Raw genomic sequence first — 13,623 nt, forward strand, 5'->3', positions numbered from 1 at the left:
CCGGACCGAGCCGATGCCCGGCCGGGCGCCGGCCGTGATTCCATCCCCACTGGAGGTAGGAATGCGCCAGAAGCGCGCTCTTGCGGTCGTGGTCACGACCGCTTTTCTGGTGGCCGGAGGCATCGCCACGATGTCACCGGCAGTCGCGAGCCCCGCGCTCGCGCCTGCGACGGTCCCCGCCGCCGCATCCGGTTGCCAGCTCGGCAACGGCGTCCAGCACGTCATCACCCTCGTCTTCGACAACGTGCACTTCACCCGCGACAACCCGAACGTCCCGTCCGACCTCGAGCAGATGCCGAATCTGCTGAGCTTCCTCAAGAAGTACGGAACGGTGTTCTCCAACGTCCACACGCCCCTCATCGCGCACACCGCCGACGACTCGCTCTCGATCTACACGGGTCTCTACGGCGACCGTCACGGACAGCCCCTCACCAACAGCTACAAGACGTACAACCCGAACGGGACGACCGATCCGGCGACGTCGTTCGCGTACTGGACGAGCCCCGTCGTGGACACCGCCGGTACGCCGGCGTCCGGGCACGACAGCTCTCCGACGATGACGTACTCGGCGACCGTGCCGGCCACCGGCCATGGGACGACGACCCCCGCGCCGTGGGTTCCGTTCACGCGCGCCGGCTGCTCGGTCGGCGACTTCTCGACCGCCAACATGGTGCTCGAGAACACGAGGCAGGACATCTCGACGGTCTTCGGCCCGAATTCTCCCGAGGTCGCGCAGCTGAATGCCGACTCCGACCCCTTCAAGGACACGGAGGTCGCCGATTACATCGGCGTGGCCGTCCACTGCGCGCAGGGCGACAGCCTGTGTGCCGGCGCCCACGGAGTGACCGACGCGCTGCCGACCGAGCCGGGCGGCTACAACGGGTACCAGGCGGTGTTCGGTGCGAAGTACGTCGCGCCGATCCTCGGAGCCGGAACCCCGAACCTCTCGCACAACGGATATGCGGTGACGAACTCGTTCGGAAACCTCGTCGACGAGTCCGGCAAGCAGATCAACGGGCAGTTTGTGGGCAGCCATCCCGGATTCCCCGGGTTCAGCCCGACGGCGACGCAGAGCCTCGCCTACATCGCGGACATGCAGGAGGCCGGCATCCCTGTCACGTACGGCTACATCTCGGACATCCACGAGAAGAAGGCGGGGAACCCCACGGTCTGCACCACCGCGACGGCGACGTCATCAGGCAAGGCTGTGGGTCCCGGTGACGCGTGCTCCGTCTCGAACGCTGCGGCGTACGACCAGGCGTTCGCGCAGTTCTTCGCGCGTCTGCAGGCGGATGGCATCACCCCGGCGAACACCGTGTTCCAGATCAGCGCCGAGGAGAACGACCAGTTCTCCGGAGCGAACACGGGTCTCGCGCAGACGCCGACGCCGTCGACCTGCGACGGCGTGTCGGTCGCCTGCCAGTATGCGGCGGGTCAGGTCGGCGAGCTGCAGGCCAACATCAAGGGTCTCCTCTCGACGACCGCGAGTGCGGGCACCCCGTTCGACATCGAGCCGCAGGGCGCCTCGATCTACGTGCACGGTCAGCCGGGCGCCGACGACCCGGCGACCCGTCAGCTCGAGCGCGATACGGCCGCGATGACCGCCGACAACGTCTTCAGCGGAGCACAGAACGAGCACATCGTGAAGTACCAGGCGGATGCTGTCGAGCAGCGGGTCCTGCATATGCAGACGAATGATCCGCTCCGGACGCCCACGTTCACGATGTTCCCGATGCCGGACTACTTCTTCGCGACTTCCGGTGCGAACGTCAGTGTCAACAGCAGCTTCGCGTGGAACCACGGGTACTACTCGCCGAACATCGACGTCACGTGGGCCGCCTTCGCCGGCAAGGGCGTCGTCGCAGCCGGCGTCGACGGTCCGCAGCCGGCCGAGGGCAACGAAGCGAGCGACCCGACCTCCACACGGACGGTCCCGCAGGCCAGCCTGAAGGGCACATGGGTCGAGGAGACCGACCTGCGCCCGACGCTGCTGTCCCTCACGGGTCTCAGCGACGACTATCTGAGCGATGGCAGCCCGATCGTCCCTGCGCTGGCCTCCGCTCCGGGGGCGCTCGTCGGGGTCGACGGGCTCCGCGTGCTGTACCAGCAGATCAACTCGAGCGTCGGAGCCTTCGCGACCGACACGCTCATCGCCGAATCGCGCGCGCTCGCGAGCGGGTCGGCGATGGATGACAGCCAGTACGCCCAGACCGCGGCGACGCTCGCCGACCTCGCCGATCACCGCGATCGCGTGGCGGCCCAGATGAAGCAGGTGCTCGCGGCGGCGGCCGCGGGTGCGATGCCGTCGCACGGCACGCTGACTTCGCTGTCGGCGCAGGCGACCGCACTGCTCCGTCAGGCGGCGACCCTGGCGGGCTGAGAGGCGACACGGATGCGGGCGGGCTCCGGCTCGACCCGCATCCGCGCCCTCACCGTGATCCGGCCGGCGCTACGATCGCCCCGTGGACGCTTTCCGACGGGCGGTCGAAGCCCGTGATCTCGACACCATCCGCGATCTCCTCGCCGACGACGTCGTCTTCCGGAGTCCGGTCGCTCACAAGCCCTACCCGGGCAAGGCGATCACGTTCGCCATCTTGCGGCACGTCATCGAGGTCTTCCAGGACTTCACCTATCTCCGACACATCGGGGCGGTGGATGCGGTGGACCACGCCCTCGTCTTCACCGCTCGCGTGCGCGACAAGGAGCTGACCGGCTGCGACTTCCTCCACCTCGACGAGGACGGGCGCATCGACGACTTCATGGTGATGGTGCGTCCGCTGAGCGCCGCTGTCGCCCTCTCGGAGGAGATGGCCGCGCGCTTCGATCAGATCCAGCGCGACGCTCAGGCCTCCGGTCTCTGAGCCGGGACCCGTTCAGCTCAAGATGTCCTTCGTCGTGAAACGGCCGATCGCGAGTGCGCCGAAGATCACGACGTAGGCCGCCTGCAGCCACGCGTTCTGGGCGTACGAGTCGAACAGGATGGGGCTGCGCAGCAGATCGGCGAAGCTCAGCCACAGGTGCGTCGGCAGGTAGGGATGGATGGCGTCGAACTGCGGCAGCTGGTCGAGCACCTGCGATACCCCGGCGACGACGACGGTCGCCGCCATCGCCCCGACGGGCATCGACGTGAGCGTCGAGATGAACAGGCCGATCGCGCACAGGCCGAGCAGCGAGATCGCCGCATAGCCCGCGAGCAGCAGCACGCGGCCGAACGCGTCCGCGAGACCGACCGTGTCTCCCGACAGCAGCGTCACGGGTCCGATCGGGAACAGGGCCGCGCCCGCCGCGACCCCGCCGATCACGATCGCGAGCACCGCCGCGACCGTGAACACGCCGCTCGAGACGAACTTCACCGCGAGGAGCCGCGTTCGCCCGACGGGCGCGATCAGCAGGTAGCGCAGCGTTCCGAAGTTCGCCTCGCCGGCGATCGTGTCGCCGGCGACGACGGACACGGTGAGCGGCAGGAAGAGCGGGATCGACACGGTCAGCGCCGTGAAGACGACGAACAGACCGTTGTCGGTGATGCTGCCGAGGAATGCGGGCCCGCGGCCGCGTGAGCCCGCTCCGGTGAGCTTGACGGCCACGGCGATGAGCACCGGGACGAGGGCGAGCGCGACGAGCATCACGATCGTCCGCCAGCGCCGGAACACCGTCAGCAGCTCCGATCCGAGCAGCGCGAACGGCCGCCGGTGGCCGCCCGCCACCACCTCACCCGTCGACATCGAAGCCCTCGCCGGTCAGCTCGACGAACCGCTCCTCGAGGCTCGCGCCCGACACGGCGATGCCGCGCACGCGCACCCCGTCCCCGACGAGGGCGGAGGTGACGGCCTCGACTTCGAGTCCGTCCGGAAGCACCGCATCCAGTTCGTCCGCGCTCGTGCGTTCGGCATCCATTCCGAGTCTGCGGAGGGTGGATGCGGCGGCCTCCGCATCCGGGGTCCGCACGTGCACGCGCGGGGCGCCCGCAGCGCGCAGGTCGTCGAGGGTTCCGCTCGTGACGAGCCGACCCGAGCGCATCACCGCGACGTGGGTGCACACCTGCTCGATCTCGCTCAGGAGATGGCTGGAGAGGAACACCGTCGTGCCGTCGTCCGCGAGCGAGCGGATGAGGGAGCGCACCTCGCGCGTCCCCTGCGGGTCGAGTCCGTTCGTCGGCTCGTCGAGGACGAGCAGGTCGCGCGGGCCGAGAAGGGCTGCGGCGAGTCCCAGGCGCTGCTTCATGCCGAGCGAGTATGCGCCGGCCTTCTTGCCGGCGGCAGCCCCCAGCCCGACGCGGTCGAGCGCCCGATGGACCCTGGCGGCGCGCGTCGACCGCGACGAGGTCGGGTCGGCCGCGTCGAAGCGCGCGAGGTTGGCCGCACCGGACAGGAACGGCGCGAACGCCGGACCCTCGACGAGGGCGCCGACCCGGGGCAGCACTGTCGAGCCCGCACGGGGCATGTCGCCGCCGAGAAGCCGGATGTCGCCTGCCGTCGGCGACGCAAGACCGAGCAGCATGCGGATCGTCGTCGTCTTTCCCGATCCGTTCGGGCCCAGGAACCCGAAGACCGCGCCGCGGGGAACCTCGAGATCGAGGCCGTCGACCGCCGCGCGTCCGCCGGAGCGACGGAACCGCTTGGTCAGTCCGCGCGTGACGATCGCCGCGTCGGCGACCGGCGTGGTGGGCGGGGCGGAGGGGATGCCGGTGGCGGTGTCCGTCACCGGTCGGTCACTTCGCGGCGGCGAGCAGGGTGGATGCCGGGACGGCGCCGGCGAGGACGGTCCCGTCGTCACGGAGGTAGATTGTGAACAGCGAGGTCTGCAGCATCCGCCCGCCGTTCACCTTCTGCGTGAGCTCGTTCAGGAGTGCGGCGCTCTTCGGGTCGAGGCCCGCAGTCCCCGTGCCGGCTGTCGTCTTCACGATCGTCGTCCAGCCGGAGCCGATCACGGTCGGCTTCTGGGCGTCGGTCTTCTCGGGGCGCATGCTGTGCGGAGTCGCGGTCGGCAGGTCGAGGTTCTTGACGCTCGTCCCCTTCGGCGGCGTGAACGCGAAGACGTCGGCGCCCGGCTGCGAGAAGTCGATGGTGCTGAACGCGACCCGGACGGCGGCGGTCGACTGGCCGCGCGCGTCGATCCGGACGGCGAGCGGCACGCCGCTCTGCGCGTCGACCGTGATGACGGCGTCGCCGACGAGCGTGGCCGAGGTGCGCGGCGCCAGCTTCAGGTCGTACACGCCGTGACCGAGGTACGTGCCGGTCGAGACGGTGACAGCGGTGCTGGGCGTGATCGAGGAGATGAACCGGTCGGCGAGCGCTGCGGGGGTCGTGGCCTGCGGCATCCCGCTCTTCTCATGGCCGGATGCGGTCACGTGCATCGCCGTGTGCGCGGAGGCGTCGTACGTCCACACCGACGTGCCGTTGCGGATGAGATCGCGTTCGCTGAGCGTGTCGAGCAGCTGGACGCGCTGCTTCGTCTCGCCGTCGACGTACACCTGCGCCTTGTGCGAACCGGTCACGAGCTCGAGGACGCTCGACGCGTCGAAGCCGCTCGAGGATCGCGGGGACGACATGGACGACGGCAGCTGCGGCAGTCCGAGATCGGAGGTCTGCTCGACCGTGCCGGAGTAGTGGGCGCCGTGGCTTCCCGCGATGAGCGTCAGCACCTGGGCTGGGGTCTTGGCCGGCGGCGGCGATCCGGCATCGGCGATCGCCGGTACGGCGACGACGCCGGCGACGACGACGATCGGCGCGACGATCGCAGGAATCCAGGCTCTGCGCAGCGGCATCCGGATGCACCTCCCGGGGCGGCCGGGAAGCACCGCCCCACGTTCGTGAGTCTAAGTCGGCTTCCCCGCGGGTGGGCTGGGCGTTCTCTGTGTCAGAGCTTTTCCGTACGACGAAGAGCATCGCGCCGCGTCGTCCGGTTCCGCGCCCGGAGCGTGATCGGATACCGCCCGGGCGCGGTCGGTGCGGCTGTCTCAACGGCGGGAGAGTTCGCGCGCCAACCACTCGCCGGATGGGTCGGGCGGCGGTACTCTCACGTCATGAGCGACGGCGAGGGCACTCGTGAAGACCCGTGGCGGCTTCGGACGGCACCGGGAACGAGCGAATACACGATGTACCGCGATGGGGACGAGCTCGTCTGCCAGGTCGGGTCCACGACCCTGAAATACCAGGCCCGGGCGATCGACGACCTCGCGGCATGGCTGCGCGACCAGGGCGACTGGGTTCCGCTCGGCGCGGCCGACGAGCAGAAGCCGGCCGCCGACGACACGGTCGAGGCGTTCGGACGCGCGGAGGACAACCCGGTCGGCGGCTGGTACGGGCTTCGCAAGGGGTACCGAGGCCGCTTCGGGATGTATCTGCCGCCGCTGCTCGAGCAGCTCGGGCTCGTCGAGCTCGAGCACAACGCGCGCAACAACCGCGTCCGCGCGATCTGAGTCAGGCCGCGCGCGGGATCTCTTCGAGGGAGCGGTACACCGGGATGCCGCGCAACTGCGCGATCGCGACATCCTGATCTGCTCCGCGCGATGCCCCCGGCAGCCGCAGCACCGCGTCGCAGTGCTGGAGGAGACGTTCGGCCGTCGGGTACATGACCTCGGACGCGAGCGGGTCGTTCGGCCCGCTCGCACCGGCGCTCGCGAGCACGGGGAGGGCGACCCACTCGCCGATCATCGGAATGTGACCTGCCTGGAAGATCGGCCAGGCGGCCTCCTCGAGGCGCTTGAGGTTCTGCGCCATCAGTTCGGAGTCGCCGCCGGTGCCGGATGCGTACGGTCCTGCGATCAAGATCATCATCGGTGCCTTCATTGTCGGTACACTACCGGAAGAAACGTGCACAATTCGGAAGGAACCGGAATGCTGGCCGCCGCGCGCAGGGACCTGCTCCTCGAAAGACTCCGACAGGACGGGCGGATCGTCGCGAAGGACATGGCGGCGGAGCTCGGCCTCTCCGAGGACAGCATCCGCCGCGATCTGCGCGAGATGGATGCCGCGGGCCTTGCGGTGCGCGTGTACGGCGGCGCACTTCCCGCATCCCCAGCCGTCGGCGACTATGCGACGCGGACCGAGGTCGCGATCGAGAGCAAGCGCCGCGTCGCCGCCGCCGCCGTGGCACTCATGCGGCCTGGCAGCACTGTGATCCTCGACGGTGGCACGACCGCGCTCGAGATGGTCCGTGCGCTGCCGACGACGTGGCAGGGCGCGATCGTCACGCACAGTCCGACCGTCGCCGCCTCTCTTCTGGCCCACGACGCCGACGTCCTGCTGATCGGCGGACGGCTGTTCAAGCACTCCGCCGTCGCATGCGGTGCCGCAGCCGTCGAAGCCGCGAACCGGGTCAGTGCCGACCAGTTCTTCCTCGGTGTCACCGGCGTCCACGCTGCGGCCGGCCTGACAACCGGTGACCCCGACGAGGCGGCCATGAAGCGGGCGCTCGCCGCGCGTGCGGCCGAGACGTATGTCCTGGCGAGCGAGGAGAAGATCGGAGCGGCCTCTCGCCACAGCGTGCTGTCGCTCGACTCGGTCGCCGGAGTCATCACGGACGCAGGCTCCGAAGAGCCGGCGCTGCGCGAGCTCGTGGCGATCGGGGTCCCGCTCGTGACCGCGCGGTGACGTTCGCGACCTCGCGGGCGGACGTGGCGTCCCCCCAGATTTCTGGGATATTTCCATCGAATGGATGCACTCCGCGCAGGTGCGGCGATAGCGTGTGAGTGCGCAGTCGCGACGAGCGCCGTCCGAGATCTGGGGAATCGGCCGGCGTCGCGAGACCGGTCCCGGAACCCATCCCTGGGACCGGTCTCGACACCCTTCTGGCGACGTAGGGCCATAGCGCGCGCACAGGATCGGGAGCACACTGTCCACATGGTCGGCTCTGGGGAGCTCGCATCAGCGCGCGACGGCATCGAACAGCTCTCGCGCGCGCGGATGCGTCCGGGGGAGCTGCTGCGGGAGGCGGCCGCCGTCGTCCAGCAGGTGGTCCCGTCGGTGGCCGGATGCCTCGCGACCCTCGACCCCGCGACGGCGATCATCACCGGGGTCGCGAAGGAGGGCGCCCTCGCGGGGCACAACGAGGCCGACGCCCACTGGGCGCAGATCGAGTACGGCGGCGACGACCCGACGGCGATGCGCACGCTCGTGGTGCGGCGACGCACGGCGGTGGGTGTCCGCAATGAGTTCGGCGGCGAGGCGGAGCGCTCGCTGCGCATGGCGGAGCTCCTCGTCCCGCAGTTCGGCTTCCACGACGAGGCGCGCGTCGTGTTCGCGGACTCCACCGGCGCGTGGGGATCGATGGCGATGTTCCGCGGATCGGACGATCCCGCGTTCGCGCCCGACGAGGTGGACTTCCTCGCCGCCATCGCGCCCGCGATGACCCGCGGCATCCGTTCCGGCCTGCTCGCGGACCCGGTCGACCCGGACGCCGAGCCCGTGCACGGCTCGGGCGTCATCATCCTGGACGCGACGGACCGCGTGGTCCGCACGACGCCATGGGCGCAGGAGCAGCTCGCACGGCTCGCACCCGGGCCCGTCACCGTCGACCCGCTCACGATCGTGCATTCGCTCGTCGGCCGGGTGCGCCGCAGCGCCGGTGACCCGACGGCCCCGCCCGCGCGCGTGCGGGTGCGCGCGACGGACGGATCGTGGCTCGTGCTGTGTGCCACGCCGCTGAACGGCGGCCACGGGGAGGACGTCGTCGTGACGATCGAGGAGGCGCGACCGCACGACGTCGTCGACCTCGTCGCTGCGGCGTTCGGGCTGACCCTGCGGGAGCGGGATGTCGTCGACCTCGTGCTGCGCGGAAGCGATACACGCACGATCGCATCGCGGCTCCACCTGTCTCCGTACACCGTGCAGGACCACCTCAAGGCGATCTTCGACAAGGCGGGCGTGGCCAGCCGCGGGCAGCTCGTCGCCCGGGTGTACTTCGATCATTACGAGCCCCGGCTGGCTGTTCCGTAGGGCGCATCGGCCCCTGGTGCCCGCCGGTGCGCGGGTGTAACGTCGCGCGAAACCGCACCCGATCACTGGGGGAGTCATCATGCGCGGACCTGCCCTGCAACGCGCTGAGGAGTTCCTCGCACTCCATGACGGCCGGGGATTCGTCATCCCGAATGCGTGGGATGCGGGGTCCGCCCGCATCCTCGCCCAGGCGGGGTTCCCCGCGATCGCCACGACGAGCGCGGGGATCGCGTGGTCGTTCGGCGTTCCCGACGGCGGTGCGATGACCGTCGACGCGATGCTCGACCGGGTCGCGGAGATGGTGGATGCCGTCGACCTGCCGGTGAGCGCAGACCTCGAGTCCGGCTACGGCGACACCGCCGCCGAGGTCGGCCGCACGATCGCGCGCGCCGCCGCCCTCGGCGTGGTCGGCGGGAACATCGAGGACACCCGCGACGGCGCGCTCATCGACATCGGCGAGGCGGGCGATCGCCTCGCGGCGGCGAGGGATGCGGCGCCCCGGGGGACATTCGTGCTGAACGCCCGGACGGATGCGTACTTCTTCGTCGGCGCGGATGATCCGTTCGCGGAGACGATCCGGCGCGCCGAACGCTACGTCGCCGCCGGCGCGGACTGCGTCTTCGTCCCCGGTGTCGACGACGAGGACACGATCCGTCGGCTGGCCGCCGAGATCCCCGCGCCGCTCAACATCGTGGCCGGACTCAGTGCGAACGTCATCGACGCGCCGACCCTCTTCTCCCTCGGCGTCGCGCGCGTGAGCCTCGGCGGGAGCCTCGCTCGTGTGGCGTTCAGCGCCCTCGAACGCGCTGCTCGCGAGCTGAACGAGACGGGGACGCTCGGGTTCCTCGACGGCGCGCTGCCGTACGCCGAGATGCAGCGGCGCCTCAGCTGACCTCGCCCTCGCCCTCGCTCACCGCCGTGCCCTCGACCGTGGCGAGGATCATCCGGGCGAGCCACTCCTCGTACGCTTCGTCGGACCACACGCGCTCGATGATGAGGTGCCGGTAGGGCTCGACGGCCGCGACCGCCCAGATGCTCTCCGCGACGCGCTCGGAGTCGGGTGCGCCGAGGACCGTCTCGGCGAACCAGCGGATGTCGAGGAGCCGGCGTTCGGCTCCGCGCCGCATCGTCGCGGCCAGATCGGCGTCGTCGGCCGCAGCCGCCGCGCCCACCGCGAGCAGGCGCCAGGTGCGTGCGTGCGCACGCCGGACGATGCGCGCGAACGCGGCGACCGCGGCGCGTCGGGGCATGCCCGCGACCACGGCGCCGGCGGACGAGAGGGGGAAGTCGGCATCCGTCGTCACGCGATCGACGATCACGGACGAGAGGAGTCCCGCCTTCGACGCGAAGTTCGCGAAGACGGATGCCTCCGATGCTCCGGCCTTCGCGGCGACGGTGCGCGTGCTCGTGGCCGCGTACCCCTGCGCGACGAACAGGTCGGCCGCCGCATGCATGATCCGCGCCCGCGTCGCATCCGACTTCGCGCGCCGCGACGGGGAATCGTACGGCCGCCTCTTGACGTCGTCATCCATCGGGTCCACGATACTGGGTATTCAATGAGTGTCGCTCAATGAAATGAGACGCGTCATGGATGCCGCCACCTTCGACCTGGTGCAATCGATGCTGTACGCGCAGCGGGGGCTGTCCGTCCGGAACCGCTTCGTCGATCTCGCCGATCCGCCGATGCGCGTGCACGTCACGGAGGTCGGCTCGGGCGAGCCGCTCGTCCTGATCCACGGCGGCAACAGCGTGGCCATGTCGTGGCTCCCGCTGCTGCCCGCGCTCGCGTCACGATTCCGCGTGATCCTGCCCGACCGGCCGGGATGCGGGCTGACGGGTCCGTTCGACTACCGTGGCGTCGATCTGCGTGCGCACGGCGCCGCCTTCGTCGCGGGCCTGCTCGATGGCCTGGGGCTCGAGCGCGCGGCGCTCGCGGCGAACTCGATGGGCGGGTATTTCGCGCTCGCCTTCGCGGTCGAGCATCCCGAGCGCGTGTCGCGGCTCATCCTGCTGGGGGAGCCGGCGGGGTCGTCGGAGCGCGCGCCGCTGTTCCATCGCCTGGTCGGGACGCGGGGCCTGAACGCGCTGCTCTACGCGACGGTGCTCCGCCCGCCGGGCGATGCCGTCGGGCTGCGGCAGGGATGGGCGAAGGGGCGCCTCGTGGTGCATCCGGATCGTGTGCCCGACGACCTGGCGGAGTGCCTCGCCGCGGGCGCGCGGCTCCCGGGGGCCTCCCGCAGCTGGCGGCGCATGGTCGAGCGCGTGTTCGTGCCAGCGGGCAGCGGGGTGTTCGCGCGCGGGATGCGGGCAACCCGTGCCCTGGCTCCTGAGCTCGCGCGGGTGTCGTGCCCGACGCTGTTCCTGTGGGGCTCGGAGGATCCACTGGGTGCGCCGGATGTCGGTCGGGGGCTCGCCGAGCGCATGCCCGACGCGCGGCTCGTCGAGATCCCGGATGCCGGCCACCTGCCGTGGATCGATCAGCCCGATCGATGCGCCACCGGCATCCTCGAGTTCCTTCCCGCGCGGCCGGCTGAGGTCTAGCAGACCGGCCTAGACGCGTTGCGTCTGTGCCGTGTCGGCGGGCGGCGCCGTCTCCTTCGGCGCGAGGCGGTTGCGGTGCGTCAGCAGGATCATGACACTGCCGAGAACCAGGAAGGCCACCGCGATCACGCCGATGTACATCATGGGCGTCGCGTAGCCGCCGGGGCCGTTGGGGTCGAGGAAGAAGTACGGATACCAGTAGGTGGTCGAGCCGTCGGGCGCGGGAACGAGCGGGCCGCGCACCATCGTGTACACCGCCCAGACGAGCGGGATGCCGACGATCGCGATGAGCGACAGCCACCCCAGCCGCCGGCGTCGCGGCGCGAACAGCACGTCGACGATCACGTACGCGAGGAGGGCGACGTGCAGCACCTCGAGCGAGTAGCGGTCGAGGAACGTGACCCAGAACGGGTCTGGGGTCGCGAGGTCGAGCGGGATGCTCCGCAAGAGCACGTTGTAGACGATGCCGAGGATGATCATCGCCGTGCTCGTGGTGGCGAGGGCGATGGCCAGGGGCGTCGACTCGACCCCATCCGCACTCGCGAGGGGTCCGTTGCGCCGCGCCGCGATGAAGAACGTCACGATCATCGCGATCGTGGTCACGATCGTGAAGAAGCTGAAGTAGTTCTCCACGACGAGGACCATGTTCTGCGACATGCGGATGCCGCGCGCGATGTCGACCGCGCCGCCCGCGACGACCGCGCTGATGCCGAGCCAGGATGCGACGATCCTGAGGATTCTCCACGACGACCACTTCATGGTCGGCTCCTTCCCCGTTCGAGGGACCACTGTCCTCCCGTTGAGTGGGAATGGCGTGGACTTTGTACAAGAGAACTGCTCTTTCGTGAACGGTTTCGATAAAACTTGTCGCCGTCCGCCAGGGGCGTCCAGCACGGCGCACACGCGACTTGCGTCCCGTGACACCCCGGCAGCCGCGGGCCTAGGTTGGGTGCGTCGACTGGGGGGAAGTCGCATGTTCGGACGGAAGAAGATGTGTGCGGCGGTCGCGGTGACCGCAGCGCTCCTGCTCACGGGGTGCGCGGGGGGATCGGGCGGGCTCGCATCGCCGTCGGCCGCATCCCCGACCGCCCATGCCCTCCCCGCGGCGCAGGCGTCGGCACTGCAGAAGGTCCTCGACGACGCCCACGGAACGCTCGTGTTCCCCGGCGCGATCGCGCGCGTGATCACGCCCAAGGGGGAGTGGACGGGCGCCGTCGGCACGACCGCCGCGGGCGGGCGGACGACGCCGACGGCTGCCGACCACACGCGGATCGGCAGCCTCACGAAGACGATGACCGCGACGATCCTGTTGCAGCTCGTCTCGGAGGGGAAGGTCTCGCTCGACGATCCGCTGTCGAAATACGTTCCGGGGCTGCCGAACGGCGACGCGACGCTGCGCCAGGTCGCGGACATGACGAGCGGCATCCCGTCGTACACGCTCGATGCGCAGATCACCGATCGCTACCTCGCGTCCCCGGAGGAGCCGTGGACTCCGGCGCAGCTCCTCGACGGTGTGAAGACGCTCACGCCGACGTTCGCCCCGGGCCAGGGGTGGCAGTACTCGAACTCGAACTATGTCGCTCTCGGAGAGGTCATCGAGAAGGTGACCGGGCAGCCGATCGCGCAGGTGTTCCAGCAGCGGATCTTCGGTCCGCTGGGGATGACGCAGTCGTCGTTCCCGTCGACGACGGATCTGCCTGAGCCGTATATCTCGGGAGTCACCCTGCAGGGCGTGGACGGGACGATCCCGCGCGATGCCGCGCACTTCAGTCCCACCTTCGCCGGCACCGCGGGGCAGGTCGTCTCCACCCTCGACGACATGACGAAGTGGGCGCATGCGCTGTTCACGGGCGACAAGGTCCTCACGCCGCAGATGCAGCAGCTGCGCCGCGACTCGATCCTCACCTCCCCGCCGCCGAACACCGCGACGGCCGGATACGGCATCGGGATCGGCGATCGCAACGGATGGTGGGGACACGACGGCGACATCCCCGGCTACACCACGTCGGTCTACCACGACTACGGCAGCGACGTCACGATCGTGGTCCTCGTGGGCAGCGACATCGACGCGCCGTCAGGCCAGGCGCCGGCGCCCTACATCTTCGCGGGTCTGGTCAAGGCCCTCGGACAGTGACTGAAGGGAGGG

General features: G+C 70.1%; 14 protein-coding genes. 8 read left to right on the plus strand and 6 right to left on the minus strand.

Annotated elements, in window-relative coordinates; translation table 11 throughout:
• Nucleotides 1-61 precede the first annotated feature (61 nt).
• Both QSV35_RS18235 and QSV35_RS18240 read left to right on the plus strand, forming a co-directional pair.
• Nucleotides 62-2,380 (plus strand): alkaline phosphatase family protein, encoded by a 2,319-nt coding sequence (locus QSV35_RS18235; RefSeq protein WP_286290339.1) that lies wholly within the window; start codon nt 62-64, stop codon nt 2,378-2,380.
• 82 nt (nt 2,381-2,462) lie between these two features.
• On the plus strand, nt 2,463-2,861 hold the full coding sequence (locus tag QSV35_RS18240) for a nuclear transport factor 2 family protein (RefSeq protein WP_286290341.1): 399 nt from the start codon (nt 2,463-2,465) through the stop codon (nt 2,859-2,861).
• Nucleotides 2,862-2,873: 12 nt separating this feature from the next.
• Here the strand turns inward: QSV35_RS18240 and QSV35_RS18245 are convergent, their stop codons facing one another.
• Genes QSV35_RS18245 through QSV35_RS18255 form a run of 3 tightly spaced genes read right to left on the minus strand, consistent with a single transcriptional unit; the run spans nt 2,874 to nt 5,764 of the window.
• Complete coding sequence (locus tag QSV35_RS18245; RefSeq protein ID WP_286290343.1) at nt 2,874-3,722, minus strand: ABC transporter permease; 849 nt, start codon at nt 3,720-3,722, stop codon at nt 2,874-2,876.
• A complete protein-coding gene (locus tag QSV35_RS18250; protein ID WP_286290345.1) occupies nt 3,709-4,701 on the minus strand; it encodes an ABC transporter ATP-binding protein in 993 nt (330 codons plus the stop codon). The genes QSV35_RS18245 and QSV35_RS18250 overlap by 14 nt, the downstream gene beginning before the upstream one ends.
• A gap of 7 nt (nt 4,702-4,708) precedes the next feature.
• Entirely contained in the window at nt 4,709-5,764 is a 1,056-nt protein-coding gene (locus QSV35_RS18255) for a LolA family protein (RefSeq protein WP_286290346.1), read from the minus strand.
• Between the two features lie 258 nt (nt 5,765-6,022).
• Between QSV35_RS18255 and QSV35_RS18260 the strand changes: the two genes are divergently transcribed.
• Entirely contained in the window at nt 6,023-6,418 is a 396-nt protein-coding gene (locus tag QSV35_RS18260) for a DUF6855 family protein (protein ID WP_286290347.1), read from the plus strand.
• A 1-nt stretch (nt 6,419) separates the two neighbouring features.
• Here the strand turns inward: QSV35_RS18260 and QSV35_RS18265 are convergent, their stop codons facing one another.
• On the minus strand, nt 6,420-6,776 hold the full coding sequence (locus tag QSV35_RS18265; RefSeq protein ID WP_286290349.1) for a DUF4406 domain-containing protein: 357 nt from the start codon (nt 6,774-6,776) through the stop codon (nt 6,420-6,422).
• A 60-nt stretch (nt 6,777-6,836) separates the two neighbouring features.
• Between QSV35_RS18265 and QSV35_RS18270 the strand changes: the two genes are divergently transcribed.
• From QSV35_RS18270 to QSV35_RS18280, 3 genes are all read left to right on the plus strand, one after another.
• On the plus strand, nt 6,837-7,592 hold the full coding sequence (locus QSV35_RS18270) for a DeoR/GlpR family DNA-binding transcription regulator (protein ID WP_286290350.1): 756 nt from the start codon (nt 6,837-6,839) through the stop codon (nt 7,590-7,592).
• 249 nt (nt 7,593-7,841) lie between these two features.
• Complete coding sequence (locus QSV35_RS18275; RefSeq protein WP_286290351.1) at nt 7,842-8,936, plus strand: response regulator transcription factor; 1,095 nt, start codon at nt 7,842-7,844, stop codon at nt 8,934-8,936.
• Nucleotides 8,937-9,015: 79 nt separating this feature from the next.
• Nucleotides 9,016-9,828: an isocitrate lyase/PEP mutase family protein gene (locus tag QSV35_RS18280; protein WP_286290352.1), complete on the plus strand. Its 813-nt coding sequence runs from the start codon at nt 9,016-9,018 to the stop codon at nt 9,826-9,828.
• Here QSV35_RS18280 and QSV35_RS18285 read toward each other — a convergent pair.
• Complete coding sequence (locus QSV35_RS18285; RefSeq protein WP_286290353.1) at nt 9,821-10,468, minus strand: TetR/AcrR family transcriptional regulator; 648 nt, start codon at nt 10,466-10,468, stop codon at nt 9,821-9,823. The two genes, QSV35_RS18280 and QSV35_RS18285, sit on opposite strands and share 8 nt — an antisense overlap.
• Nucleotides 10,469-10,523: 55 nt before the next feature.
• Here QSV35_RS18285 and QSV35_RS18290 point away from each other — a divergent pair, with 55 nt between their 5' ends.
• Entirely contained in the window at nt 10,524-11,477 is a 954-nt protein-coding gene (locus QSV35_RS18290; RefSeq protein WP_286290354.1) for an alpha/beta fold hydrolase, read from the plus strand.
• A 9-nt stretch (nt 11,478-11,486) separates the two neighbouring features.
• Here QSV35_RS18290 and QSV35_RS18295 read toward each other — a convergent pair whose 3' ends face one another.
• On the minus strand, nt 11,487-12,236 hold the full coding sequence (locus tag QSV35_RS18295; RefSeq protein WP_286290355.1) for a Pr6Pr family membrane protein: 750 nt from the start codon (nt 12,234-12,236) through the stop codon (nt 11,487-11,489).
• 214 nt (nt 12,237-12,450) lie between these two features.
• On the opposite strand from QSV35_RS18295, the gene QSV35_RS18300 reads away from it, so the two are divergent.
• Complete coding sequence (locus QSV35_RS18300; protein ID WP_286290357.1) at nt 12,451-13,611, plus strand: serine hydrolase domain-containing protein; 1,161 nt, start codon at nt 12,451-12,453, stop codon at nt 13,609-13,611.
• Nucleotides 13,612-13,623 lie beyond the last annotated feature (12 nt).

Origin of the sequence: Microbacterium candidum (assembly GCF_030315975.1) — a bacterium.
GTDB classification, from domain to species: Bacteria; Actinomycetota; Actinomycetes; order Actinomycetales; family Microbacteriaceae; genus Microbacterium; species Microbacterium candidum.

Excerpts from the sequence above, each read along its gene's own strand:
- QSV35_RS18235 (WP_286290339.1), top strand. The coding sequence starts at position 62 with ATGCGCCAGAAGCGCGCTCTTGCGGTCGTGGTCACGACCGCTTTTCTG.
- QSV35_RS18245 (WP_286290343.1), bottom strand. The coding sequence starts at position 3,722 with ATGTCGACGGGTGAGGTGGTGGCGGGCGGCCACCGGCGGCCGTTCGCG.
- QSV35_RS18255 (WP_286290346.1), bottom strand. The coding sequence starts at position 5,764 with ATGCCGCTGCGCAGAGCCTGGATTCCTGCGATCGTCGCGCCGATCGTC.
- QSV35_RS18260 (WP_286290347.1), top strand. The coding sequence starts at position 6,023 with ATGAGCGACGGCGAGGGCACTCGTGAAGACCCGTGGCGGCTTCGGACG.
- QSV35_RS18265 (WP_286290349.1), bottom strand. The coding sequence starts at position 6,776 with ATGATGATCTTGATCGCAGGACCGTACGCATCCGGCACCGGCGGCGAC.
- QSV35_RS18270 (WP_286290350.1), top strand. The coding sequence starts at position 6,837 with ATGCTGGCCGCCGCGCGCAGGGACCTGCTCCTCGAAAGACTCCGACAG.
- QSV35_RS18275 (WP_286290351.1), top strand. The coding sequence starts at position 7,842 with ATGGTCGGCTCTGGGGAGCTCGCATCAGCGCGCGACGGCATCGAACAG.
- QSV35_RS18280 (WP_286290352.1), top strand. The coding sequence starts at position 9,016 with ATGCGCGGACCTGCCCTGCAACGCGCTGAGGAGTTCCTCGCACTCCAT.
- QSV35_RS18285 (WP_286290353.1), bottom strand. The coding sequence starts at position 10,468 with ATGGATGACGACGTCAAGAGGCGGCCGTACGATTCCCCGTCGCGGCGC.
- QSV35_RS18290 (WP_286290354.1), top strand. The coding sequence starts at position 10,524 with ATGGATGCCGCCACCTTCGACCTGGTGCAATCGATGCTGTACGCGCAG.
- QSV35_RS18295 (WP_286290355.1), bottom strand. The coding sequence starts at position 12,236 with ATGAAGTGGTCGTCGTGGAGAATCCTCAGGATCGTCGCATCCTGGCTC.
- QSV35_RS18300 (WP_286290357.1), top strand. The coding sequence starts at position 12,451 with ATGTTCGGACGGAAGAAGATGTGTGCGGCGGTCGCGGTGACCGCAGCG.